Source organism: Gracilibacillus sp. JCM 18860 (assembly GCF_055395245.1).
In genome coordinates, this window is record NZ_AP043868.1 from 2,999,796 (window position 1) to 3,024,282 (window position 24,487).

The following is a 24,487-nucleotide window of genomic DNA, read 5'->3' on the forward strand; positions in this document are numbered from 1 at the left end:
TCGATCGAAAACAAAGCATATCAACATAAAAAATTTCCGGTGAAAAAAACGCTGATTTACGTTGTGCTCATCATCTTCGCACTTGTAAATGCCTATCCTATTCTATGGATGGTGATTAACTCATTTAAATCCGAGCAGGAGTTTGCAAATAATCAATTCGGCTTTCCGAAAGAATTTGTCATAGAAAATTATATCAGTGCTTGGGAAACGGCAAATTTAGGAACACTATTCTCTAATAGTATTTTTATTTGTTTAACAGCAACGTTTTTAACCGTTTTAATCGGTGCAGTTACCTCTTATTTTTTGTCTAGGTTTACCTTTAAATTAAACAAAGCCGTCTACACCTTTTTTATATTTGGTATGCTGATCCCTATCCATGCAACATTAGTACCAATGTTTATCCTAATGCGTAATATCGGATTATTAAATACACCGATTACGCTAATATTTCCATATATCGCTTTCCATCTGCCGATTACGATTTTTATTCTAACAAGCTTTATGAAGGCATTTCCAAAGGATATTGAAGAGTCAGCGATTATGGATGGATGTGGTATTTTCCGAATCTTTTGGTCGATTATTTTACCAATGTCGCGTCCTGCCTTAGCTACAGTTCTGATCTTGAATTTTATTTACAATTGGAATGAATTTTCATTTGCACTAGTCTTAATCAATGACCCTAATCTCCAAACATTGCCACTCGGTTTAGCTAGTTTTGCTGGTCAATTTACGACAAACTATGGTGCCCAAATGGCAGGTTTAACGATGTCCTTGATTCCGATTATCGCCTTTTACCTGTTATTAGAAAAAGAAATTGTAAAAGGAATGACAGCAGGCGCTGTAAAAGGATAGTGTATGATAGGTAGAAAAGAGTTTAAAGGTGATGTAAATGATTCGTCATTGGGGATTAAGAAAAAAATTTATCAGTGTGTTTTTAATACTTATTACACTACCCACTATCCTATTTGGTTCGCTTATTTATTACCAAACAACCGAGGTGTTTAAGGAGCAAGCAGAGGAAAATATTAATGCAAGATTAGAAAAAAATGATGAAAATCTAGTAGCAATCTTAAATACTATCGAGAATATTACCTCGTATATGATTTACGATGAGAGCTTCCGCACCTTCTTCACAACACCAAAGCAAGACGTAGCAAAGGTCAGAGAAGCGGAAAATGCCATTAAAGGTTTTTTTACCTTTCAAATCATGAGCTATAAGTATATTGATTCAATTAAACTTGTCAGTACTAACCAAGATAATTTACTGAATTTCGGTAATCCGGTCGAAGGAAATGAAAATGAACTTAGAAAGTTAGCTATTTCGACAGGCGGGGAGCCAGTTTGGAGCAACACGTATAAATTAAACAGTGCATGGTCTGGAGAGCACCATGTAATTAGTTTAACTAGACAAATTAATGACATTAACAAGATTTCACAACCAATAGGGATGGCGAGAATCCGTCTGAATGAAACAGAATTATATAAAAATATCGAAGTAGATATGACACAACAAGGAAATTACTTTGTTTTATCCAACAGTGGAGAAGTAGTGTTACATCCTGATAGTGATCTGGTAGGAAATAAATATCCTAATCAAGCTATTATTGACTTAGTCACACATGAACAGGGGAAAAATTTCACCTATGAAACAGGTGGGGAAAAATATCTATTGGTTAAGCAAAAAATAACCGGAACGAATTGGTTTTCTGTGATACTAGTTAATCAGGATGAGGTAGTGCAGAACTTGTACAATGTTCGTACATTAATGATTAATCTTGTTGTCCTATTAGCTGTTCTTGGTGTTGTCGCATTTTTTGGTTTTTATAATTGGCATGTGAAACCAATTTTAGAATTAACCGAACAGACAAAGCAATTGGAAAAGGGTAATTTTTCGGCAAAGGTTCCGGTTCATTCAAAGGATGAAATTGGAAGGTTAGGATTAAGGTTTAATAAAATGGTTATAACGATACAAAAGTTTATTGATCGCGAATATAAATTGAAGATCAAGCAGAAGGAATCGGAGCTAGAGGCATTACAAAATCAAATTGATCCTCATTTTTTATATAATACATTAGATATGATTCGTTGGACTGCAAGAATGGAAAAAGCAATGGAAACAAGTCAACTAATCGAACGCCTGTCGAAGATATTTCGGATGAATCTCAATAAAGGAAGTATGTGGGTTTCACTGAAAGAGGAATTGGTTTATCTTGATAATTATTTGGAGCTTCAGCGAAGTAGAATGGGTGATCGATTACAATATACGATATACTATGAGGAACAATTGAAGGACACACTGATTGTGAAACAATTAATACAGCCATTAGTAGAAAATAGTATCCTTCATGGATTGAAGGATCTCCCAAGGCAAGGCAAAATAGATATACGCGCATATAAAAGAGAACGAAGTCTGATCATCGACGTTATCGATAATGGCCGGGGTTTTCAAGAAGAATCATTATCGAAGATTGATGGAGGATATGCCCTGCAAAATATAAGAGATCGAATGAGGTTAGCATTTGGTGAAGGATATGGTATGGAGATCAAAAAAGGAAACAAAGGGGCATGGATAACATTAGAGCTTCCATTAACACTGGAAAAGGAAAAAGCAAAAAAACAAGAACCAGGTGAAAATAATGACCTATAGTATGTTAATAGTTGATGATGAGCCAATAATTTCTCGTGGATTAGCGAACACCATCCCATGGCACGAAAAAGGGATTGAAGTAGTAGGTACTGCTATGGACGGAGAGGATGCGATCAATAAAATCAACGAACATAAAGGGTTAGATATTATCATAACAGATGTCAAAATGCCAAATAAAGACGGTTTGGAGCTTGCTACTTATATTAGCCAGTATTACCCTAACACGGAAATAATCATGATTAGTGGTTATGATGAATTTAGCTATGCCCAAAGAGCGATGCAATTAGGGGTAAAGGATTATTTGCTAAAGCCAGTAGATATTGACCAACTACTTACCATTATGGATAAATTAATGAAGAAAATGAAATTAGAAAGAAACGAGCAAGAGCAAAAGCAACAGCATGTTCTATTGAACACATTAATAGAACAAGTATTGGAATACCCCAATCCAACACAAGTCTCTCCGATACTTAAGGAACAAAAGCTGAAAATAATCTTGACAATGAAGTGGGATTATTATTTCGATATAAATAAGTTCACAGAGGACGAACTTCGGGAATTGAAAAACAATTGGAAGCAAACCGCTGATCAAATGCTTTCTAAAAATAGTAGACTCGGAGTTTCCTTATTTATCCGATCTAATATATTACTAACATGCTTCTTTGACACGGAGAACCCATCTAGTGATCAACTATTAACAGACATGCAACACCAGTTATCGGATCATCTTATCTTCTTGTGTCCCTTCACAGTACAAGTCAAGCAGCTTCATTCCGTAGTATCTCAGATGGTGGATGCCGTTTTTCAAATGCCGATTAAGCGAGAAAAATTAGCTTTTTATGAAAAGAAAACGAAAGAAGTAAAAATGATTACCTACCCGAAGGAAATGGAGCAGAATCTAACAAATGCGATTCTGCATCTTGAAATGGAAGAGATCCAATCCATCGTTCAGCAAATGGTCTACTATTTCCAAGAGCAGCATATTACTCTTGGACATGTGATTGAGGTAGCGAGAGCGTTAATACAGGCTATTATGAAACAATGTCAAGACGTATTACAAATGGAGCCTAGTGGAATAAAGCTCGCATTTCATCAAGATCCAGACATATTGTTAGTCGACTCTTTTATAGTGATAGGAGAATTGATCTTAATGGACATTGAAAGGATTATTGATGGCTTCCATTTAACGCAACCGGATCATAATGATTGGTTAATGGATCGGGCTATAGCCTATATAAAGGAGTATTTTGCGTCCGATATAAAAGCACAAGAAGTAGCTAATGTTATCAATATTTCACCAAATTATTTTAGCTCATTATTTAAACAAAAAACAGGTAAAAATTTTAATGAATATGTCAATGGCCTACGTGTAGAGGAATCCAAGAGATTATTAATGGAAACTCCATTTAAAATACATGAGATAGCCGAACAAGTAGGTTACAATGAATATAAATACTTTGTAGAGGTCTTTAAGAAGTTTGTCGGTATGACACCTACGAAATACAGGCAAGTAACTTCTTCGAGATTAGAGAGATAATTTAGGAGGTAGTAGTAATGGAAAAAGTAGCAATAAAGATACCAGAGGACTTTATCTTAGGTGCCGCTCTGTCCGCTTGGCAATCAGAGGGTTGGTCAGGGAAGAAGGATACACAGGATTCCTATTTAGATCTATGGTATAAAGAAAACAAGAATGTCTGGCACAATGGATATGGGCCGGCTGTTGCAACAGATTTCAGAAACCGCTTTAAAGAAGATGTCGCGCTGATGAAGGAAATCGGTTTAACCCATTTCAGAACTTCTATCAATTGGTCACGCTTCCTAACAGACTATGAAACAGCAACGGTCGACGAAGAATATGCCAATTACATAGATGATGTGATTAACGAATTAATAGACAATGGTATAGAGCCAATGATCTGTCTAGAACATTATGAATTACCTGCAAAGCTATTGGAGGAGTATGGCGGTTGGGCTTCCAAGCATGTCCTCGAATTATTTGTCAAATATGCAGAAAAGGTATTCGACCGCTATGGAGATCGAGTAAAGCATTGGTTTACGTTTAATGAACCAGTAGTGGTTCAAACAAGGGTATACTTAGATGCGATCCGTTGGCCGTTTGAGCAAAACACAAAGAAATGGATGCAATGGAACTATCATAAAGGTCTGGCAACTGCTAGAGTAGTGCAGCTTTTTAAAGAAAAGGATTTAAAGGCTAAGCATGGAGCAAAGATTGGCGTCATCTTAAATCCAGAGGTTACCTATGCACGTTCTTCTGCTCCCCATGACCAAAAAGCAGCGGAAATGTATGATTTGTTTTTTAATCGTACCTTCTTAGATCCGGCAATAAAAGGAGAGTATCCGAAACAGCTATTTGATCTAATGGATAAGCATGGAATCACCTTTGATTATACAGAAGAAGAACTATCCATCATCAAAAATAATACAGTGGATTATGTCGGCATAAATCTATATTTTCCACATCGGGTACAAGCTAGGACATCTGCATGGAATGAAGCTATCCCATTTCATCCTTCGTACTATTATGAAAAATTTGATATGCCAGGCAAAAAGATGAATCCTTATCGTGGTTGGGAGATCTACCCACAAATTATGTATGATATGGCGATGCGAATGAAAGAGGAATATGGAAACATCGAATGGTTTATCGCGGAAAATGGTATGGGTGTAGAGAATGAGAAAAGATTCAAAAATGAAAGCAATATTATTCAGGATGATTATCGAATCGAATTTATCGCTGAGCATTTAAAATGGTTATTAAAAGCAGTAAAGGAAGGCGCTAATTGTACAGGCTATATGCTTTGGGCATTTTCGGATAATGTTTCCCCAATGAATGCCTTTAAAAATAGATATGGTCTAGTAGAAATAGATTTAGAAGACAATCGGAATCGTCATTTGAAGAAATCTGCTTATTGGTATCAGCAAATCATTAAAGAAAGAGAATTTCTTGCATTAGATGATGATATTTGTAAGTAAGCATCTTCTTTTACCCAAATTGAGGTGAAGTGAATGAAAACCTATTTAGCTATAGATATAGGTGGGACTTTTGTTAAAACCGCAATCGTCGATGAAAAGGCAAATATATTAACTTCTTATAAAGAAAAAACACCTTCTTCATTAGAGGAATTATTAGGTCTCATGAAAAGAGTGAAAGCATCTTACCATGAGATAAGCGGAGTTGCGGTTAGTTGTCCGGGTGCTGTATCTGATCAAGGGATTATCTATGGTTCTAGTGCTGTTCGTTATTTACATGGTCCAAATATAAAGAAATGTATCGAAGAGACTTTACGTTTGCCTGTGTTTTTAGGAAATGATGCCAATTGTGCTGCTTACGCAGAACTGTGGGATGGAGCAGCACAAGGGCTTCGTGATTTTATGGTAATGGTGATTGGAACAGGAATCGGTGGTGCGATCATTAAGGACGGTGTCTTGCATAAAGGAGCCCATCTGCATGGTGGAGAATTTGGTTATATGCTTTTAGATCCAGATTCTATAGAGGATGACAGTGTATGGAGCCGGATTACTTCTACGAAAGCTTTAGTAAAAAAAGTAGCGAAAGCAAAAAATCAAGACTATAACACGCTTTCAGGTGAAGCAGTGTTTCAGATGGCAGAAGCTGGTGATCAAATTTGTTCAGAAGCAGTAGATCGTTTCTATCATTTGTTGGCGGTTGGTATTTATAATCTACAATATATTTACGACCCTGAAGTAATTCTTATCGGTGGTGGAATAAGTGCACGGCAAGAATTGATAGACAGATTGAATGAGAAATTGGATCGAATTATCGAACGTATTGGGCTTGCTAAAATGAAGCCAGTAATCAAGTCCTGCCAGCATCGACAGCATGCTAATTTACTTGGGGCAGTATATGGGTTTAAGAAACATTGCTTAGATGATTAAAGTAACATTATTTAGGAAAAAAGGGCGCAAATTAATTAGCGTCCTTTTTCATATTTCTGTTTGCATTTTTTGTAAAAGGTGTTATACTGTGTATATCAATATAAACAGTATAACTTTAGGGGGAATAAATATGTTAGACGTAGTTTGGGGTTATATACTTGTATTTCTATTGGCAGCAGTACCTTTTTTTGAATCAGCTGTTGTTACACCAGTTGCCATTTTAGCCGGTTTGTCAGCAATTCCGGTATTTATCCTTGCGATCGGAGGAAACCTGATCACGGTTTACATCGTCATCGTTTTTATTGAAAAAGTTAAACGATGGAGAAAGAAGGAAGATGATGGGAAGCGAACTGGTAGGGCCAAAAAAATATGGGATAAATATGGCTTACCGGGGCTAACCTTACTCGGACCATTTTTTGTCGGTAGTCACTTAACAGCATTTTTAGCACTTCTTTTTGGTGGAACCAAAAAACAGGTATCGATCTGGATCACTATTAGTATCGCAGCTTGGAGTCTATTGCTAGGCCTACTTGTCTACTTCGGTATTGATTGGTTCAACGTGGAGAATAAATTTTTAGAAAATATTTTTAATCAAGCACAATAAATATGGAGGTGAATAGTTTCATGTACAAACGTGCTTTTAAGTTAGTTAGAACAGAGATAAGAATGCTTTTTCCTGCCTATATCCTAACCTTTGCTGTAACTGTATTATTGGGACTATTCTCGATCACCTTCTTAAAGGAGCTAATAAATACTTTAGCTGGTTACCAAAACCATTTCAATGGGGTATCTGTAGACATTTTATTTGTATTTCTATCACCATGTTTATCTATCGTATTTCTTTCCAGTCCTTACCTTAGCTTGAAGACATTGAAGGAGGATCCGTTCGGAAAAAGAATCGCTTTATTTCGAACAATGCCTGTTCCTATTAAAGTATTGACCAAAAGTCGCATGCTTTTAATGCTGATCACATTGCTTATCCTTTCCACCACCTTTTATACGACAATTGTTATAGGAATAAGAGATATCTATCATCTAGTATTCACGACTCAACAGCTAGTGTCTTTTCTATTATTTTGGTTTGGTTTTTCCTTAACTATTGGTGGATTAAATGTTTACATTGAATCTGGAACAAACGGCAAAATGCTTTATATTTTTTCTTTTTTATATAGTTTAACGATTGTTTCTTTCATTATTGTTTTTAATCTAAATACAAAAAATAGCGTCGTGGAGAAGGTAGCAGAATGGACGCAACAATACGATTGGATGCCGTCTGTTGTGATGATTATTATTGGTTTATTAAGCTATAATATATGGGGAATCATCCTACAAAAAAGACTAAGTAAAAGAGATTACCTGTAATGGAGGCTATCTAAATGAAACTCCCTATTACCGTTTCAGAGGAAAGCAAAGAACCCATTTATCATCAAATCGAATCACAATTAAAAGGACTGATGATAAGTGGCCAATTAGTACCAGGTAGTGTCCTTCCATCTATTCGAGCACTTTCGAACGAATTATCCTGTAGTGTCATTACGACAAGGAGAGCCTATCAAAATTTAGAGAATGAGGGATTTATTAAGACGATTCAAGGGAAGGGAACCTTTGTCAATGAGGTGGATCAAAAGTCGAAGGATCAAACGAAAGAACAAGTGGCTTCCTCGATTTTGGAGAAAACGATTAAGGATCTAAAAATGCTGGGAATGACGAGATCAGAAGCAGAAAAATTCTTTTTTAACGCTATGGATAAAAAATGGGGGGAAAACCATTATGAGTAATTTTTTGTTAAAAATAGATCAGTTGACCAAGACCTTCAAGTATTTTGAATTTGGCCCTATCGATGTTCGTGTTGAGCCTGGAACGATCACCGCTTTAATTGGCTCCAATGGTTCTGGTAAGAGTACTTTTTTTCGTCTTGTGATGCAGTTGTTTCAGCCTAACTCTGGCCATATTCTATATTTCAACGGGGAACTTGACTCTAATGATAGTAGGATCAAGCAAGATATGGGTTATGCTGGTGGAGATTTGTATCAGGCTTTCGGCCAGCTGTCTATACGTGAGCTCGCTAATCTTGTTCGCTACTGGTATGAGAATTGGGATGAACAAAAATATCAGGAGCTAGTGGATAGGTATCAGATTAATCAAAAGGAAAAATATACGAATAGTTCGACAGGAACGAAGAAGAAAATAGCGTTTATTTTCGCGTTAGCGCATCATCCGCAGCTTCTTCTGTTAGATGAACCCTTCTCTGGGGTCGATTTTGTCTCTTCACGTAAAATGCAAACAGATCTAGTGGATTTCATGGAGAACCCTAATCATGCGATTATCCTTGCCACCCATCAACAAGAGGAGATTAAAGCATTGTGTGATTATATTTGGTTACTAGATAAGGGGAAAATGATAGGCATTTATGAGAAGGATCAAATTTTAGAAAGCTGGGCATATTTGTCGTTAAATAAAATGCCAGAATCTCTCCGAAAGCATCCACATGTGATACAAATGGATTCACATCCTAATCGTATCATAACAGATTCCTTAGCAGCTATCGAGCCAGACTTAGAGCAACTAGGTATAGAAGTGACACACTATCAGCGGCTTGAGCTGGATGAGATTTTAACAGCCTTGCTGGAAAGAGCTTAGGTCCTCGAGCCTCATCTTATCACAGCGTTAACCGTCCGTATTAACTATATCAGTAACATCATAGCCACCTGGAATCACTAAGCCTGTCCATTCTTTCTGACAGAGCCATTGTATTTTTTTTCATCCAAGTCTTAGTCTTGTTTATTAGGATCTTGTCATTTCTTCATAAATGGACGCTATACATTTGTTCTTTATTAATATAGGAATAACCAATCACCTTAAATACTTTGAAAGGTTTTATCCGCACATGCTACTTTTTTTATACCTTTCTCCCTCATCTCTCTCACTATCTCTCGATAAACTTAACTACAAAATCGATGTTGATACCTTTAGATATTAGCAAGATCGCTAGAACATTTGACATTCAATTAGTATTAGGAGAGAAACGTTCATATTAATCGCTATTTACTATTCCAATTCATATACTACATTTATTTAAGTTAATATGTTATCAATGACATGTCTATGCGGTTGGGTATAAAGTAATAGTAAAAAACATTAGTAGTATACATAGGAATGATAAATTAATTATTTTTAACTAAATAATGACAATTTATTGGAAAAATTTGTCGAAATAATAGTCTTATAATAATATATGATATATAATGAATTTATAAATATATTTTTTTGGGAGGTCAACATGGTTTTTTTTATTGGATTTTTATTATTTATTTCTGCATTCATTTATTTAGTAGTACATTTCATCAAGAAAAACAAAAATAAAGAAAAAGTATTGTCTAAAAAAGTATTTTACTCTATGCTAATTGGCGGGTTCCTTCTATCAATAATTGGTCTAAGTATAGACGATAGTACAATTGCGGAACTAGCTGATGTGAAAGAACAAAATGAAGAATTAATTAATGAAAACGAGGATTTAACTGATATAAATAGCTCTTTAAAAACCGAAGTAGAGGCGCTAAAAGATAAAAATACAGATCTACAAAACCAACTTAAAACCACTAAAAATGAATTAGCAAAGATTAATGAAGATTCTACTAATTACGAATCTAACATCGAGGAACTAAAAAGTGATATAAAACAATTGACACTAACAATAAGTGAAAAGGATGGAGAAATCGAATCTTTAAAATCGGAGAAAGCAAAATTGCAAAACAGTGTAGCGACTGCTAATGTTCAAGGCCCAAATGCAAGTACAAACTCTGGCAGTTCTGTAACGAATAATAAAAATAGTCCCAGCACTAGCAATGTTGTATATGACAATTGCACACATGCAAGAAATGCCGGAGCTGCTCCAGTGTATGAAGGTGACCCGGGGTACGGAAGGCATTTAGATAGAGATGGTGATGGAGTTGGTTGTGAGTAGGCTTATATAATGATCTAAGTACCTGTGTTCTAGGCAGGTACTTTTATTTTTGCAACCATATCGTATTACATTCGAGTTATGATATCTATTATATATTGATTATCTGTCCTATTCTTTTGAAAAAGCTAATTTATGTAGAGGTATAAAATTTGAGGAGTTTTTCCCCTCTGCAACAATTATGCTATGATACATTTAATGAGTTAATATCGAAAGTCAGATCTTATGGAGGATAAGATGAATCGAAAGAGAGCAATTTATGTGTTACTTATGGCTTGTTTAGTCATAGCAATAGGTCTTTCCTTTTATTTTTATAAAAAAGCTCAAGTAGATCGTTTAGAAATAACGAAAGCGACGGAACCAGACAATCTTCCCTCTTACCACTTTGCATTGATTGGGGAAGAGATGGATCATGATTACTGGAGGTTAGTTGGGGAAGGAGCGAAGGATGCAGAGAAAAAGTATGACGTTTTTGTGGAATACGAAGGCCCGAGGCGTTCCAATCCAGAGGAACAGTTAAAGCTTTTAGATCAAGCAATAAAAGCTAAGGTTGATGGTATTATTGTGCAGGCATTAACAGAGGATTTTTTACCAATGATTAATAAAGCGGTGAATCAGGGAATCCCAGTGATTACTATTGATACAGATGCACCAGAGAGCTTGCGGACAACCTATATCGGGACAGATAATTATTTGGCTGGGCAAATTGCTGGGAAAACTTTAGTAGAAGATAAGAAGGGCCAAGCTACTGTTGGCATCATTACGGGCAGTTTTACGAATGCGCATCATCAACTACGTGTAGAAGGCTTTAAAAATGTTGTAGCTGATATAGAAGGAGTAGAAATTGTCGAGATTGAGGAATCTAATATTACACAAGTTATCGCAGAAGAAAAAACTTACGAAATGTTAAAGAATCATCCAGAAATTGATGCCCTTTATGGAACAAGTGCGTTAGATGGGATAGGAATGGTTCATGCCGCTGAATCACTAAATAGGTCAAGCAGTATATACATGATAAGTTTTGATACCTTACCTGAGAATATGGAATTGCTAGAGCAAGGTAAAGTGGATGTGCTTATCGGTCAGAAGCCTTATGAGATGGGATATCGTAGTATTGAGTTAATGCTTGATATTGTCAAGGGGCGTTCGGTCGAAGAAGTCAACCATACAGATGCAACAGTAGTTTCACAGAAGAACTTAGATAATTTCATTCCACAAGAGCGTGATGAGCCATGATCAAAATTAGAACGAAGCTATTAATGTATTTTTTTACTGTCATTACATTAGTCGTGATTCTCCTTTTAGTAAGAGAACAGAGCACACAGAAAATTATTGAGCTCCATGAGCAAAGCTCTGAACACTATTTACTGTTAAATGAAATAACAGGAGTGACAGATCAAACCTTTCAATCACTACAAATATATGTCCACGAACCTGTTTCAGAAAATTTAGCGTTTTATCAAAGGGAGAAGCAACAGCTTCTTGATTTACAGCAACAATATAAGGAGTTAACAGAAGAAAGTATTGTTCAGAAAAATTTCCTTCATATGTTAACAAGCTTTTTAGAGATTACAGACAAAACGGTAGAAGGAGTCCATGATGACAATATAGAACAGTATTCCTACTATTTAAGTGAAGCGGATAATACTGCCAACTATATTCATGAAAATACATTAGAAATCATTAATCAAGATCTAACCGAATATCAGAATTTAATCTCTTTGGAGGACGAACGAATCCACCATACGAAGAATATGGGAACGGCCATAGTTATTGCCATCATTATCTTAAGTGTGCTGTTTGCCTTATGGTTTTCGGATGGCATCACCAGAACGATTTCTCGTTTGACAAAGGCAGCAAAAGAAATATCTGCAGGAAACTACTCTGGTCAAGATGTTACGGTTTCAAGAAAGGACGAGCTTTGGCTTTTAACGAAGATGTTTAATGAGATGAAGCATAATATTTTACAGTCTGTGAAAGAGATGAAAGAAAAAGCACGTCTTGCCCAATTACTAAAGGAAATGGAATTGAAGAGCCTACAGAATCAAATTAACCCACATTTTCTCTTTAATACATTGAACACCATTTCTAAAACCTCTTATATTGAGGGGGCAGAACGGACGAGTGAATTAATTTCCTCTGTCTCTGCCCTATTGCGATACAATATCGGAAATTTAGACAGAGAGACAGTTTTAAAAGATGAAGTGGAAATAGTGAAAGAGTATTTTTTTATCCAACAAACACGTTTTGGAGATCGAGTCGCCTTCCACACTCAAATAGAGGAGCAGTGTCTACATACTCCGATCCCATGCCTAACTCTTCAACCAATCGTAGAAAATGCCTTTATTCATGGCATTGAGGAAATGGCAGATAGTGCAGTGATTGCATTGAATATCTATCAAAAGGAACAGAAGGTATTTATTGAGATTACCGATAATGGCAAAGGAATGGATCAAGCAACAATCAATCAAATTATACATCCAGTAGAAGAAAAGGAAGCTCAATCAAAGAAATTAGGTCATTCCACAGGTATAGGGATGCGAAATGTTATCGATCGACTCGAGTTGTTTGATAAAGAGAGTGCGCTTTGGATCGATTCTGCCATTGGAAAAGGAACGAAGGTTACCATTCAGTTACCATCAGGAAAGGAATGGAGGAAGGATTCATGTTAAAAGTAATGCTTGTAGATGATGAAGCTATCGAAAGAGAAGGCATCCGCCTTATCCTAAGTAGAAATCGTGATAATTTAGAAATCGTTGCAGAGGCACAGAATGGAAAAATAGCAGTGGAGAAGGCACTTGATACAGAGCCCGATATTATTTTTATGGATATAAAAATGCCCGATCTAGATGGACTAAAGGCAACACAGAAAATTCTCAACCAGCTTCCACATGCGAAGTGTGTAATGGTGTCAGCCTTCGATACGTTTCAATATGCACAAGAAGCGATGAAATATGGAGTGAAGGAGTACTTGCTCAAGCCAAGCAAGGTTCAGGAAGTACTAGATGCCTTCGATCGAATGGCCGCTGAGGTGGAGGAAGAAAAGGAACAAATGCAGGAAAAACAGGACATTGAGCAACGTTTGGAAAGAGCAAGTTCCCTAGTAGAAATGGATTTCGTCATTTCTCTAATGATGGATCATGTTCATGATTTTAACCAAGATGATTGGAACGATTGGTTAGATCTCGATGATCAACAAGGGTTTGCAGCAGTATTCTACTTTCAAGCAGAGGAACGAAAGCCAGATCGTGAGCAAAAGACGCAATGGTATCAAACGTTAAAGCGAGCTTTAGCAACACAACCTTATCCTTATTTTGTTGGACCACTCATCGGTTTTCAAATCCCTGTTTTTGTGAAATATCAAGCCGGCAATACTGGATTAACAGAGAGGGAGAATTTTGCTAGATTAATGATTCGTACGGTGCAGCATCAACTAGACAATTGTCAATTATGTGTTGGTATCGGTTCCGTTGTTGCTAATTTTCAGCATTTTTCTAAATCTTATGAACAAGCGATTTATACATTAGAAATGGTGGAAAAACGGTCAGGCTCTGCCTATCTAGTTTATAGCAAGCAATTGGAAGACAAAAGAAAGAATTTTGTACCCTTTGATTTAGAAAAGGATTTACTAGAAGCTGTGAAAAACGGTGATACTCGTAAAGGCTTAGAAGTCTTTGAGGCATATTTTCAATGGATTCAAAAGAGCGTTAACTATCAAGTAGAGCTAATCCAAAAAGCAATGGAGAATCTCTTCATTGTCTTGACAAGAGCGACAAAAGAATTTGGCTTTGGTGAAGATGTACAGATGAATTTTCATCCATATGAAACAGCGATGCAAGTAAAGCAAGCAGCAAAAGCTCACCTCCAAACCGTTATGGAAGAAATTAGTAAATGGCGAACTAACGGTGTGCAAGGAATACTGATCCAAGTGAAAGGATATCTGGATAGCCACTATCAAGATGCAGTCAGTCTAGAAGGAATTGCAGAAAAGGTAGGTCTAAGCTCTTATTATTTGAGCAAATTATTTAAAGAACATTTTGGTGTCACCTTTGTAGAGTATCTTACCAATATCCGAATTCAAAAGGCAAAGGACTTTCTACTAGATGGAAGTAAACCATTAAAGGAAATAGCACTAGATATCGGATATAAGGATCCTAACTACTTTAGCCGGGTCTTTAAAAAAGAAGTAGGACTAAGCCCAAGTGAATACCGAAATAAATATATTTAAAAACAACGATCCTATTGAAACGATCGTTGTTTTTTTTGGTTGGGTCTTACCCTGAAGAACGTTTTGCTCGGGAAAGAAGCCTCGAAAGGACGTTTTTACAGTCAAGATAAAGTCCAATTTGCTCGATGAAAGCCCCTGAAATGGCGTTTACAGCCAAGATAAAGTCCAATTTGCTCGATGAAAGCCTCTGAAATGGTGTTTACAGCCAAGATAAAGTCCAATTTGCTCGATGAAAGCCCCCAAAATGACGTTTACAACCAAGATAAAGTCCAAATTGCCCGAGAAAAGCCCCCAAAATGACGTTTACAACCAAGATAAAGTCCAATTTGCTCGATGAAAGCCTCTGAAATGGTGTTTACAGCCAAGATAAAGTCTAATTTGCTCGATGAAAGCCCCTGAAATGACGTTTACAACCAAGATAAAGTCCAAATTGCCCGAGAAAAGCCCCCAAAATGACGTTTACAACCAAGATAAAGTCCAATTTGCGCAAGGAAAGTCTCCGAAATGACGTTTACAACCAAGATAAAGTCCATTTTGCCCGAGAAAGTCTCCAAAATGACTGTCACAACAAGAATACCAGACATTCAAGCGAAAAGAACAATAATAGTTCGAGAGAACAGATGACACCGACAGCACAAGATTGTCTAGTATTTTGCAAAAAAGTGAAGATGATACCTCTCTTATTGAAAATGTTTTCATGTTAATTTTAAGAAAGAGTAAGAAACGCTTACTTCCAATCAAAATGTAAGCGAGGTCAAAACGAAAACGTTAACAAATGAAGGGGGATTTATCATGCAAAAAAAGCATTCAGCTTGGTATGTTATTTTAGTAGCTGCTTCAGCTGGTATGGCAGGATTGCTTTATGGTTTTGATACCGCTGTTATATCAGGTGCGATAGGATATTTACAAGATTTATATAATTTAAGTCCGGCAATGGAGGGATGGGTTATTTCCTGTGTCATGATAGGGGGAGTAACAGGTGTTGCCCTTTCAGGTTTTCTTAGTGATAAATATGGTCGTAAAAAACTATTGATGGTATCGGCCGTCTTCTTTATCATCTCTGCACTGGGCTCTGCCTTTGCAATCGATGTCACCACACTTGTACTTGCTAGAATATTAGGTGGACTAGGTATAGGTTTCGCATCAGCACTATCGGTAACCTACATTAGTGAATGTGCACCACCTGCTATTCGTGGTAGATTAGGATCTTTATATCAACTTTTCACGATCTTCGGTATTTGTGCAACATTTTATATTAACTATGGTGTAGCAAATAGTGGGTCCTATGAATGGGGATTAGAGGCTGGTTGGAGATGGATGCTAGGCTATGGAACTATTCCCGGAATTATCTTTATGCTTTTACTATTCTTTATTCCGGAAAGTCCAAGATTCCTTATTCAAAAAGGAGAAGATGAAGAGGCATTCAATATATTAAAACGTATTAATGGAGAAGAAGTTGCTAGAAAAGAAGAAAGAGAAATTAAAGCTTCAATTAAAGAGGAACAAAGTAGTTCGGCAAAAGAATTGTTAAAGCCAGGTTTAAGAATGGCTATGGGTGTAGGTATCTTCCTTGCCTTGTTCAATCAAGTAATCGGAATGAATGCGGTCACATATTATGGACCAGATATCTTCCGTAGTGTCGGGTTTGAAAATAATACCGAATTTCTTGCCACAAGTATCATTGGTAGTGTGCAAGTTGTCTTTACTATATTAGCAATCTTTTTGATAGATAAATTGGGAAGAAAAAAATTGATGGCAATTGGTTCAAGTTTCATGGCAATCTTTATGCTACTAATTGGAAGTGTTTTCTATTTTGAACCAGCAAACGCTGGTGTATTATTAATCATCTTAATTGCAGGCTTTACTGCTTCCTTCTGTGTATCAATGGGGCCAATTCCGTGGATCATGATTCCGGAGATTTTCCCAAATCATCTTAGAGCGAAAGCGGTAGGAATTGCGACTATATTCCTTTGGGGAGCAAACTGGGCGATCGGCCAATTCACCCCTGTACTAATCAGTAATATGGGAAGTGCCTTTACATTCTGGATGTTTGCGGTTATCAACGTCATTTGCTTTATCTTTGTGATGACCATTGTCCCAGAGACAAAAAATAAATCACTTGAGGAAATAGGGAGAATGTGGAGTGCTAAAGATAAAAAGAAAGCGAAATCTTATGAGGAACTTGCATAATCAAAGCAAAACCTACTGATCCATTCAGTAGGTTTTTTTCTTGATAATGGATATTCACAGATTGCTTACTTAGCTGAAACTGATTGAAATATTTTGGAATAACTGTTTATAATTACATTGTAAACTATTGGCCAATAGTTGAGATCTATGTAATTTGAACCACTATTAAAAGGAAGAGAAGGAGTGTAATCAATGCGGGCAAAATTATTAACTATGTTAGCATTTGCACTATTGTTAGTTGGGGCAATTTCCGTAGAGTCACTGGAGGCTGCAAGTTTTGATTCAAGTAAAAGCTACAAGATTATAAATAGATTTAGTGGAAAGGCTCTCGAGGTCTATGAATGGTCCACTTCTGATGGTGGAAATATTGTTCAATATGATGATCTAGGTGGTTTAAATCAGCAATGGCGTATTATCAATGTTGGGGAAGGCTACCATAAAATTGTGAACCAAAATAGTATCAAGGCAATGGAGGTTTATGACTGGTCTACAGAGGATGGTGCTAATGTAAGCCAATGGTATGACTGGAATGCAGCAAATCAGCAATGGGCAATTGAAGGTATTGGAAATGGCTATGTTAAAATCGTTAATCGACATAGTGGAAAAGCCCTTGAAGTATTCGATTGGTCGACAGAAAATGGCGCGAACGTTGTCCAATGGGATGACTGGGGTGGTGAGAGCCAGCAATGGCGTATTATTGAAGTACCACCAAGTGATACCATAACCGTAAATCAAACCATTGTCGTAGAATCAGGTGAAGTCTTTGATGGTGAAGGTAAAAGGTATGTAGCTAACCCAGATACTGTTGGAGATGGCAGCCAAGGAGAAGATCAAGATCCAGTATTTAGACTGGAGGACGGAGCAACCTTGAAAAATGTGGTAATCGGTCACCCGGCTGCAGATGGTGTGCATACGTATGGAGATGTCTTAGTACAGAATGTAGTCTGGGAGGATATCGGTGAGGATGCTTTAACGATTAAGGATGATGGTCATGTCACAATTAGAGGTGGAATGGCACAAAAGGGTAGTGATAAAATGTTCCAGGTGAATGCTCCTTCGACTTTTGAAATTATCAATTTTACAGCGGATGATGCTGGAAAAATGATTCGTCAAAATGGAGGTACTACTTTTAAAACAAGTATCTTTATCGATGGTAGTGTCATTACGAATATGGATGAAGCTATATTTAGAACAGATAGCGACTCTAGTGAAGTTACGATGACAAACACAAGATATTCTGATGTTGGTAGAAAGTGGTATAATGTAGAAAATGTTTCGGAAAGCGGAAATTACGAATATTAATTTATATGAAAGTGCTTAGCAATTACGTTGTTAAGCACTTTTTTTATGGGAGTTTTTGTTGCAAATACAACAAAGTTGCTATATACTTATTCTTGTTGTATTTACAACAAAAAACATCAAATAAGGAGTGAGCAAGATCGATATTCTTCGCGAAATAGGAATGATTGCAAGGGCATTAGATTCTATCAGCAATATTGAATTTAAAGAGTATGATCTTACGAAAGGACAATATTTATACCTTGTTCGCATATGTGAAAATCCAGGAATCATTCAAGAAAAGTTGGCCGAGATGATCAAGGTAGACAGAACAACAGCAGCTCGTGCGATTAAAAAACTTGAAATGAATGGATTTATAGAAAAAAAGGATGATCACTCTAATAAAAAGATTAAAAAAATCTTTCCAACAGAAAAGGGAAAGAAGGTTTACCCTTTTATCAAAAAAGAAAATGACTATTCTAATAGCATCGCTCTAGCAGGTTTTTCCGAAAAAGAAGAAGAGACCATCCTCTGGCTACTTCAAAGAGTAAGAAAGAATATAGAAAAAGATTGGGAATTAGTAAAGAAGGGAAACAAAAGAAATTATTGATTATAGGAAGGAGAGGCAATTAGCATGACGATAAATGTAAAAAAATGCACCAAAGAAGAATTACCAACACTGCAAAAAATAAGTATAGAAACCTTTCGGGAAACATTCGAAAGTCAGAATTCATCGGAAAATTTAGATGCCTATCTGAAGAGAGCTTTTCATTCGAAACAATTGGAAATGGAATTATCTAATGAGTTTTCGGAATTTTTCTTCGTGTATTTAAATAGTGAGATGGTCGGATATTTAAAGATTAATATTGGAAATGCACAGTCAGAAAAAATGGGTGATGAATCACTCGAAATCGAGAGAATATATGTAAAGAATAAATACCAAAAGCACGGAATTGGTAAGATTCTATTAAATACAGCTATTGAATTTGCTTTAGAACGTGACAAGAAGGAAATTTGGTTAGGGGTATGGGAAAAGAATGAAAATGCTATAGCATTTTATAAAAAAATGGATTTTGTTCAAACTGGAGTTCATTCTTTTTATGTGGGTGAAGAAGAACAAACGGATTTGATTATGACTAAAGCAATTAATTGAAAGGTGGAACAAAGATGTATCGTCCCTCCCATTTTAAAATAGAAGATAAGGAAGTAATAGATGAGATAATCGAGCAATATAGTTTTGCAACACTTATTTCTCAGCACAATGGCGTCCCTTTTGCTACTCACTTACCGCTAATATGGAACAACGATCATACCTATTTGTATGGCCATTTTGCTCGTTTGAATCCGCAATGGAAGGATATTAGAAATCAAACTATACTAGCAATTTTTCAAGGTCCTCATTGCTATATTTCTCCATCTTGGTATGAGACGAATAATGCAGTACCAACTTGGAATTACGTTACTGTTCACGTGTATGGTAAAGTAGAACTTTTGGAAGACAAAAAAGAGGTTGTAGATTCCTTAGATCAGATGGTTTTGAAGTATGAAGATCCGAAAAGTACCTATCATTTGCATGAGTTGGATTCTAATTTTATTTCAGGAATGAGCAGGGCTATTCAATGTTTCAAAATTAAAATCAACAAAATAGAAGGAAAAGCGAAACTGAGCCAAAATCATTCAGTGCAAAGAAAAAAGTTAATTATTAATCAACTAGAACAAATTTCAAACCCCAATGAACAGCAGATTTGTTCATTAATGAAAGCAAACATAAATAACTAAAATTCACTATTAACTTTCTCTTTCGATTATAATAAAATGTATGTAAACGCTTTAAAGGAGAGGTGTTTGATGCCACAAGTAGTCATGACATTTCCCAATGGAAAGTATAAGGTTCTAACAATGAGCTATGATGATGGGAAAGCTGCAGATAGACGTTTAGTAGAAATATTTAATCAATATCGTATCAAGGGATCCTTTCATATTAATTCAGGGTTACTTGGAAAAGGTGATAGAATCCCAGCAGCAGAAGTAGCCAACTTATACAAAGGACATGAGGTTTCTGCACATACGGTAACCCATCCAACGATTGCTCGATCACCAAAGGAACAATTAATAGAAGAAGTAATGAAGGATCGCAAAGCTCTAGAGCAAATTGTTCGTTATCCTGTTAGGGGGCTGTCTTATCCAAATGGCTCTTATAACAATCAAATCAAAGAGATGCTGCCATATATGGGAATAGAATATGCAAGAACAGTTCATAGCACCGGCAATTTTGCTATACCAGATAATTTCATGGAATGGCAACCCACCTGTCACCATAATCAAAATTTATTAGAGCTTGCCGAGGAATTCATCCATCTTCACAAGAGTCAATATTTGTACATGTTTTATGTGTGGGGACATAGTTATGAATTTGATCTTGATCAAAATTGGGATAAGATTGAAAAATTTTGCCGTATAACCAGTGATAGAGATGATATTTGGTATGCCACCAATATCCAAATTGTTGATTATATCCATGCTTTTCACAGGCTTCAATTTTCAGCCGACAGTCAGTTTGTCTATAATCCATCAGCTATTTCAGTATGGTTAAGTGTAGATGGCGATATAGTTGAAGTGGAAGGAGGAAAGCAGGTAGATTTAACACATATAGGGATTTTATAAGAATGGATGAATAGACAAGGAATACTTTAGTTACAATGACTAATAAAATCCTTGTTTGGAGGAGATCCATATGTGTGGCAGGTTTACGCTCCATCTATCAAAAGAGGTTATTGAAAGTGATTTAAATATTACCATTAACGATTACCATCCAAGCTATAATGTGGCACCGACCCAAAATATACTTGGGATGGTGGGAACAAAGGATGGTTATCGTGCAGGATATTTTAAGTGGGGACTCATTCCTAAATGGGCAAAGGATACGAAGATTGGTAATAAAATGATTAATGCCCGAAGTGAAACGATGGAGGAAAAGCCATCCTTTCGCCCTTTACTAGCTAGGAGACGTTGTGTCATTATAGCGGATAGCTTTTATGAATGGAAACGTCAAGACAATGGGAAGACTCCCTATAGAATTATGGTCAATAATCAGCGTGTGTTTACCTTCGCGGGTTTATGGGATCGTTGGAAGCAAGGGGATCAAGAGATTATCTCCTGCACGATACTTACTACCAAGCCAAATGAAATAATGGAGGAAATCCATGATCGAATGCCAGTCATCTTAGATGAGAAAAGCAGGGAACAATGGCTACAACCTGACCAGCACGATGTTCAAGTATTAAAGTCATTAATGAAACCATATCCTTCAACTGCTATGTCGTTTTACCCTGTTTCTAAATTAGTAAATAATCCTTCAAATAATGATAAAACGCTCATTGAACCGGCAAATTAAATAGTTTACAAATGCATATACTAACAAAGTTTTATTACATGATTTATAGGATTCTCATTTTTGACTATTTTTCACAAAAAAATACCGTTTATTATCCAGGTCTTCTATTTTCAAAACCTAAAGCAATTTAATCATCATTCGCCTCTATTCACGAAGAAAGATGTAAATCATAACAGTATAAAATTTTCCACTTAGAGAATATAATAATTTTAAGAAAATTTTTCGTTACCCATATCTTTTTTCTTCCAACAATCGTTTTAGCTATTAGAGAAGTGTAAAGGAGTGAGTGAAATGTGCGCTAGGCCTAGCACAATAGAAGTACAGGGTTCTTTCATACAAGTTTATCGCCAGTTATCTCATTATTGTCATTTCTTATCACGGAATAAATGGGATGGGGAAGAACTTGCCCAAGAGGCGATATGTAAAGCGATAGCCTACTATGATGATAAGGATCAATGGAATATTAGCTTATTGAAAAAAATTGCTTATCATGTTTGGATTGATCAAAAGCGAAGACATCAGCACGAATTAACGGAAATACCAATAGATCTAGCATCAGAAGAAAAGGGAGACAAGGAAGAGATTGAGTTTCTGGTGGAAAGGCTCCAATCTAAAATGACCTCTAAACAGCTGCTTATTTTTATCTTGAAGGATGTATTTCGTTATCGGTTAATAGAGATAGCCGAGTATTTTCATATGTCTGAGACGGGCGTGAAAGCAACGCTTTACCGTGCGCGTAAGCATCTTGAAAAGATGGATCAGGATAAATTGGAATCATATGATCACACAAGAGCAAATAAAAAGCTGGTGTCTATCATTACACAGTCCATTTATTTAGATGATCCATCTCGTATTATAAAGCTAATTCCAGTGTTATATCCTAATAATCAACCAAAGTGTAAACACCACACTTTCACTCCTCCTACTAACATTCTCTCTATGGCTGCTTAGAGCCGCCTAAATGATTGAAGGAGGAATTCATTTGACAACGATCCCTTATGTTATTGAACAGTCCAGTCGTGGCGAGCGTTCCTACGATATATATTCAAGACTTTTAAAAGACCGAATAATTATGGTAAGTGATGAAATTAATGACCATATGGCAAATAGCATCGTCGCACAGCTATTATTTCTCGCTGCTGATGATCCAGATAAAGATATCTCGCTTTATATTAATTGTCCTGGTGGTTCTGTTTCGGCAGGTTTTGCGATCTTTGATACGATGCAGTATATTAAACCAGATGTTCGGACTATCTGTACCGGATTAGCAGCATCCTTTGGGGCAATGTTATTGCTTGCGGGAACAAAAGGTAAACGTTTATCCCTTCCAAACAGTGAAATTATGATCCACCAGCCCTTAGGTGGGGCTCGTGGGCAAGCGACAGAAATTGATATTACAGCAAGAAGGATTTTAAAGCTTCGGGAGAAAATTAATCAAATTATTGCGGAGCGAACCGGTCAAACGATGGAAAAAATAGCATCTGATACAGATCGGGATTACTATTTGTCAGCAGAAGAGGCTAAGGAATATGGGTTAATTGATGACATTATCCAATCCAAACGAGGGTTGACATAAACTGGATTCAAGCATATAATAACGATATATTGAAAAACTTAAGGAGGGTTGTTAAAAGGATGGCTATGTTTATAAGACTACGTTTCCCAAATATGAATCAGTAATTTCATATTTAACGTGGACTCTGTTTGTGTATGCAGAGTAAATGGGAGTAGTCTGTCCTTTTAACAATCTCCATCAGTATATAGAATGTATTGTATGTAGAAAAGGCAGGTGTATTTACCTGTCTTTTTCTCTATGTACTTGTATAAATCTCATCTAAATATGCTGGACACATACTATGATTTTCTAGTACTTTATTAGCCATACAATTCTGTAGGGGTAATCTCTTCTTTTTACTTTCATCACAGGCAGTAGTCTGTGATTTTTTATTGGAAAGGAAGAGATATCATGACGAAGAAAATCTACAGAAAACGGAAAAATAAAATCTATCGTGGAGAGCCTCCCAATTATTTGGGGCAGCATTTTATGCATAATAAAAAATTAATTAAAGACATAGTTGATCAAGCAGCTATTATGAAATCGGATAATGTCTTGGAGCTAGGTGCGGGGAAGGGTCAATTAACTGGCATGTTAAGTCAAAGGGCGAGTAAAGTCATTGCAGTGGAGTATGATGCGAAACTAGTCAATCATTTGAGGGGAAAGCAGCTATCTAATCTTCAGCTTATTCAGCAGGATATACTAAAATTTCGCTTGCCAAAACATCCCTTTGTGTTAGTATCCAATATCCCCTATTCGATTACAACACCAATTATGAAAAAAATACTCGTCCCATTTAGCGGGTTTCAACGGGGAGTAATCGTAATGGAAAAAGGAGCAGCGAAAAGATTCACAGCAAAAATGGTGAAGGATCGCTATATCATTACTTGGAGAATGTACTTTAATATGCGTTTGGTAAGAGGTATTTCTAGGGATAACTTCTCTCCTCCGCCAAAGGTTGACTCAGCTATGGTCTATATATCGAGAAAAAAAGACCCACTCCTCTCGGTAAAAGATTATCGATTATTTAAGGCATTTGTGGACGCTATATGGCAACACCCATTGCTATCCATTGATGAGGCATTAAGCGTAGTGTTTACACGACCTCAAATAAAACATGTGAAAAGGAATCTAGGGATAAAACAGGAATTTCCGGTTGGTGCTTTAACAGAATTCCAGTGGCAAAAAATATTTATAGCAATGGTCCAGTATGTCCCAAAAACAAGGTGGCCTAGGATAAAAGGGTAATGTGCCCTCACTCCGAGCGAGAGGGAGATAAAAATTATGGGTATTTTCCATATTGACAAATGACAATT

Annotated in this window: 22 protein-coding genes and 2 pseudogenes; all 24 read left to right on the forward strand. The window is 36.4% G+C overall.

Going from position 1 to position 24,487, the window contains the following annotated elements:
• Positions 1 to 3 precede the first annotated feature (3 nt).
• Positions 4 to 852, forward strand: a complete 849-nt coding sequence (locus tag ACZ5R4_RS15250; RefSeq protein ID WP_425454554.1) for a carbohydrate ABC transporter permease — start codon at positions 4 to 6, stop codon at positions 850 to 852.
• Positions 853 to 889: 37 nt separating this feature from the next.
• Positions 890 to 2,647: a cache domain-containing sensor histidine kinase gene (locus ACZ5R4_RS15255; RefSeq protein WP_464367563.1), complete on the forward strand. Its 1,758-nt coding sequence runs from the start codon at positions 890 to 892 to the stop codon at positions 2,645 to 2,647.
• The gene (locus ACZ5R4_RS15260) at positions 2,637 to 4,184 is read left to right on the forward strand and encodes a response regulator transcription factor (protein WP_464367564.1); all 1,548 of its coding nucleotides are present in this window, start codon (positions 2,637 to 2,639) and stop codon (positions 4,182 to 4,184) included. Before ACZ5R4_RS15255 ends, ACZ5R4_RS15260 begins: the two co-directional genes overlap by 11 nt.
• A gap of 17 nt (positions 4,185 to 4,201) precedes the next feature.
• The gene (locus ACZ5R4_RS15265) at positions 4,202 to 5,641 is read left to right on the forward strand and encodes a glycoside hydrolase family 1 protein (RefSeq protein ID WP_464367565.1); all 1,440 of its coding nucleotides are present in this window, start codon (positions 4,202 to 4,204) and stop codon (positions 5,639 to 5,641) included.
• A gap of 33 nt (positions 5,642 to 5,674) precedes the next feature.
• On the forward strand, positions 5,675 to 6,565 hold the full coding sequence (locus ACZ5R4_RS15270; RefSeq protein ID WP_464367566.1) for an ROK family protein: 891 nt from the start codon (positions 5,675 to 5,677) through the stop codon (positions 6,563 to 6,565).
• A 130-nt stretch (positions 6,566 to 6,695) separates the two neighbouring features.
• Positions 6,696 to 7,169 carry a small multi-drug export protein gene (locus tag ACZ5R4_RS15275; RefSeq protein WP_181397400.1) on the forward strand — a complete coding sequence of 158 codons (474 nt, stop codon included), beginning with the start codon at positions 6,696 to 6,698 and terminating at the stop codon, positions 7,167 to 7,169.
• Between the two features lie 20 nt (positions 7,170 to 7,189).
• A complete protein-coding gene (locus ACZ5R4_RS15280) occupies positions 7,190 to 7,927 on the forward strand; it encodes a hypothetical protein (protein WP_277680287.1) in 738 nt (245 codons plus the stop codon).
• Between the two features lie 14 nt (positions 7,928 to 7,941).
• On the forward strand, positions 7,942 to 8,343 hold the full coding sequence (locus ACZ5R4_RS15285; protein ID WP_109982866.1) for a GntR family transcriptional regulator: 402 nt from the start codon (positions 7,942 to 7,944) through the stop codon (positions 8,341 to 8,343).
• Positions 8,336 to 9,205, forward strand: coding sequence for an ATP-binding cassette domain-containing protein (locus tag ACZ5R4_RS15290; protein ID WP_464367567.1), 870 nt, complete (start codon positions 8,336 to 8,338; stop codon positions 9,203 to 9,205). The genes ACZ5R4_RS15285 and ACZ5R4_RS15290 overlap by 8 nt, the downstream gene beginning before the upstream one ends.
• Before the next feature lie 640 nt (positions 9,206 to 9,845).
• On the forward strand, positions 9,846 to 10,529 hold the full coding sequence (locus ACZ5R4_RS15295; protein WP_277680137.1) for an excalibur calcium-binding domain-containing protein: 684 nt from the start codon (positions 9,846 to 9,848) through the stop codon (positions 10,527 to 10,529).
• A 234-nt stretch (positions 10,530 to 10,763) separates the two neighbouring features.
• Positions 10,764 to 11,762 (forward strand): sugar-binding protein, encoded by a 999-nt coding sequence (locus ACZ5R4_RS15300; protein ID WP_277680138.1) that lies wholly within the window; start codon positions 10,764 to 10,766, stop codon positions 11,760 to 11,762.
• Positions 11,759 to 13,198, forward strand: coding sequence for a sensor histidine kinase (locus ACZ5R4_RS15305; RefSeq protein WP_109982863.1), 1,440 nt, complete (start codon positions 11,759 to 11,761; stop codon positions 13,196 to 13,198). Before ACZ5R4_RS15300 ends, ACZ5R4_RS15305 begins: the two co-directional genes overlap by 4 nt.
• Positions 13,192 to 14,754: a response regulator transcription factor gene (locus tag ACZ5R4_RS15310; protein ID WP_464367568.1), complete on the forward strand. Its 1,563-nt coding sequence runs from the start codon at positions 13,192 to 13,194 to the stop codon at positions 14,752 to 14,754. The genes ACZ5R4_RS15305 and ACZ5R4_RS15310 overlap by 7 nt, the downstream gene beginning before the upstream one ends.
• Before the next feature lie 753 nt (positions 14,755 to 15,507).
• Positions 15,508 to 16,944 (forward strand): annotated as a pseudogene (locus tag ACZ5R4_RS15315) (sugar porter family MFS transporter); the annotation flags it as partial.
• Between the two features lie 213 nt (positions 16,945 to 17,157).
• A pseudogene (locus ACZ5R4_RS15320) lies at positions 17,158 to 17,658 on the forward strand (RICIN domain-containing protein); the annotation flags it as partial.
• Positions 17,659 to 17,664: 6 nt separating this feature from the next.
• A complete protein-coding gene (locus ACZ5R4_RS15325; protein WP_464368500.1) occupies positions 17,665 to 18,246 on the forward strand; it encodes a pectate lyase in 582 nt (193 codons plus the stop codon).
• A 160-nt stretch (positions 18,247 to 18,406) separates the two neighbouring features.
• Positions 18,407 to 18,832, forward strand: coding sequence for a MarR family transcriptional regulator (locus tag ACZ5R4_RS15330; protein ID WP_277679980.1), 426 nt, complete (start codon positions 18,407 to 18,409; stop codon positions 18,830 to 18,832).
• A gap of 24 nt (positions 18,833 to 18,856) precedes the next feature.
• On the forward strand, positions 18,857 to 19,375 hold the full coding sequence (paiA, locus tag ACZ5R4_RS15335; protein WP_054860412.1) for a spermidine/spermine N(1)-acetyltransferase: 519 nt from the start codon (positions 18,857 to 18,859) through the stop codon (positions 19,373 to 19,375).
• 14 nt (positions 19,376 to 19,389) lie between these two features.
• Positions 19,390 to 20,001 carry an FMN-binding negative transcriptional regulator gene (locus tag ACZ5R4_RS15340; protein WP_109982856.1) on the forward strand — a complete coding sequence of 204 codons (612 nt, stop codon included), beginning with the start codon at positions 19,390 to 19,392 and terminating at the stop codon, positions 19,999 to 20,001.
• A gap of 69 nt (positions 20,002 to 20,070) precedes the next feature.
• Positions 20,071 to 20,886 carry a polysaccharide deacetylase family protein gene (locus ACZ5R4_RS15345; RefSeq protein ID WP_464367569.1) on the forward strand — a complete coding sequence of 272 codons (816 nt, stop codon included), beginning with the start codon at positions 20,071 to 20,073 and terminating at the stop codon, positions 20,884 to 20,886.
• A gap of 70 nt (positions 20,887 to 20,956) precedes the next feature.
• Positions 20,957 to 21,616 carry an SOS response-associated peptidase gene (locus ACZ5R4_RS15350; RefSeq protein ID WP_464367570.1) on the forward strand — a complete coding sequence of 220 codons (660 nt, stop codon included), beginning with the start codon at positions 20,957 to 20,959 and terminating at the stop codon, positions 21,614 to 21,616.
• Positions 21,617 to 21,907: 291 nt separating this feature from the next.
• Positions 21,908 to 22,567 carry a sigma factor-like helix-turn-helix DNA-binding protein gene (locus ACZ5R4_RS15355; protein ID WP_464368501.1) on the forward strand — a complete coding sequence of 220 codons (660 nt, stop codon included), beginning with the start codon at positions 21,908 to 21,910 and terminating at the stop codon, positions 22,565 to 22,567.
• Between the two features lie 31 nt (positions 22,568 to 22,598).
• On the forward strand, positions 22,599 to 23,192 hold the full coding sequence (clpP, locus tag ACZ5R4_RS15360) for an ATP-dependent Clp endopeptidase proteolytic subunit ClpP (RefSeq protein ID WP_054860408.1): 594 nt from the start codon (positions 22,599 to 22,601) through the stop codon (positions 23,190 to 23,192).
• A gap of 390 nt (positions 23,193 to 23,582) precedes the next feature.
• On the forward strand, positions 23,583 to 24,419 hold the full coding sequence (gene erm, locus ACZ5R4_RS15365; RefSeq protein WP_109982852.1) for a 23S ribosomal RNA methyltransferase Erm: 837 nt from the start codon (positions 23,583 to 23,585) through the stop codon (positions 24,417 to 24,419).
• Positions 24,420 to 24,487: the final 68 nt, after the last annotated feature.

What these genes read in the sequence shown, in the direction of transcription:
- ACZ5R4_RS15310 (WP_464367568.1), top strand. Translation starts at nt 13,192, where the DNA reads ATGTTAAAAGTAATGCTTGTAGATGATGAAGCTATCGAAAGAGAAGGC.
- ACZ5R4_RS15280 (WP_277680287.1), top strand. Translation starts at nt 7,190, where the DNA reads ATGTACAAACGTGCTTTTAAGTTAGTTAGAACAGAGATAAGAATGCTT.
- ACZ5R4_RS15255 (WP_464367563.1), top strand. Translation starts at nt 890, where the DNA reads ATGATTCGTCATTGGGGATTAAGAAAAAAATTTATCAGTGTGTTTTTA.
- ACZ5R4_RS15340 (WP_109982856.1), top strand. Translation starts at nt 19,390, where the DNA reads ATGTATCGTCCCTCCCATTTTAAAATAGAAGATAAGGAAGTAATAGAT.
- ACZ5R4_RS15305 (WP_109982863.1), top strand. Translation starts at nt 11,759, where the DNA reads ATGATCAAAATTAGAACGAAGCTATTAATGTATTTTTTTACTGTCATT.
- ACZ5R4_RS15300 (WP_277680138.1), top strand. Translation starts at nt 10,764, where the DNA reads ATGAATCGAAAGAGAGCAATTTATGTGTTACTTATGGCTTGTTTAGTC.
- ACZ5R4_RS15295 (WP_277680137.1), top strand. Translation starts at nt 9,846, where the DNA reads ATGGTTTTTTTTATTGGATTTTTATTATTTATTTCTGCATTCATTTAT.
- ACZ5R4_RS15350 (WP_464367570.1), top strand. Translation starts at nt 20,957, where the DNA reads ATGTGTGGCAGGTTTACGCTCCATCTATCAAAAGAGGTTATTGAAAGT.
- ACZ5R4_RS15285 (WP_109982866.1), top strand. Translation starts at nt 7,942, where the DNA reads ATGAAACTCCCTATTACCGTTTCAGAGGAAAGCAAAGAACCCATTTAT.
- paiA (WP_054860412.1), top strand. Translation starts at nt 18,857, where the DNA reads ATGACGATAAATGTAAAAAAATGCACCAAAGAAGAATTACCAACACTG.
- erm (WP_109982852.1), top strand. Translation starts at nt 23,583, where the DNA reads ATGACGAAGAAAATCTACAGAAAACGGAAAAATAAAATCTATCGTGGA.
- ACZ5R4_RS15260 (WP_464367564.1), top strand. Translation starts at nt 2,637, where the DNA reads ATGACCTATAGTATGTTAATAGTTGATGATGAGCCAATAATTTCTCGT.
- ACZ5R4_RS15355 (WP_464368501.1), top strand. Translation starts at nt 21,908, where the DNA reads ATGTGCGCTAGGCCTAGCACAATAGAAGTACAGGGTTCTTTCATACAA.
- ACZ5R4_RS15330 (WP_277679980.1), top strand. Translation starts at nt 18,407, where the DNA reads ATGATTGCAAGGGCATTAGATTCTATCAGCAATATTGAATTTAAAGAG.
- ACZ5R4_RS15265 (WP_464367565.1), top strand. Translation starts at nt 4,202, where the DNA reads ATGGAAAAAGTAGCAATAAAGATACCAGAGGACTTTATCTTAGGTGCC.
- ACZ5R4_RS15290 (WP_464367567.1), top strand. Translation starts at nt 8,336, where the DNA reads ATGAGTAATTTTTTGTTAAAAATAGATCAGTTGACCAAGACCTTCAAG.
- ACZ5R4_RS15275 (WP_181397400.1), top strand. Translation starts at nt 6,696, where the DNA reads ATGTTAGACGTAGTTTGGGGTTATATACTTGTATTTCTATTGGCAGCA.
- ACZ5R4_RS15270 (WP_464367566.1), top strand. Translation starts at nt 5,675, where the DNA reads ATGAAAACCTATTTAGCTATAGATATAGGTGGGACTTTTGTTAAAACC.
- ACZ5R4_RS15345 (WP_464367569.1), top strand. Translation starts at nt 20,071, where the DNA reads ATGCCACAAGTAGTCATGACATTTCCCAATGGAAAGTATAAGGTTCTA.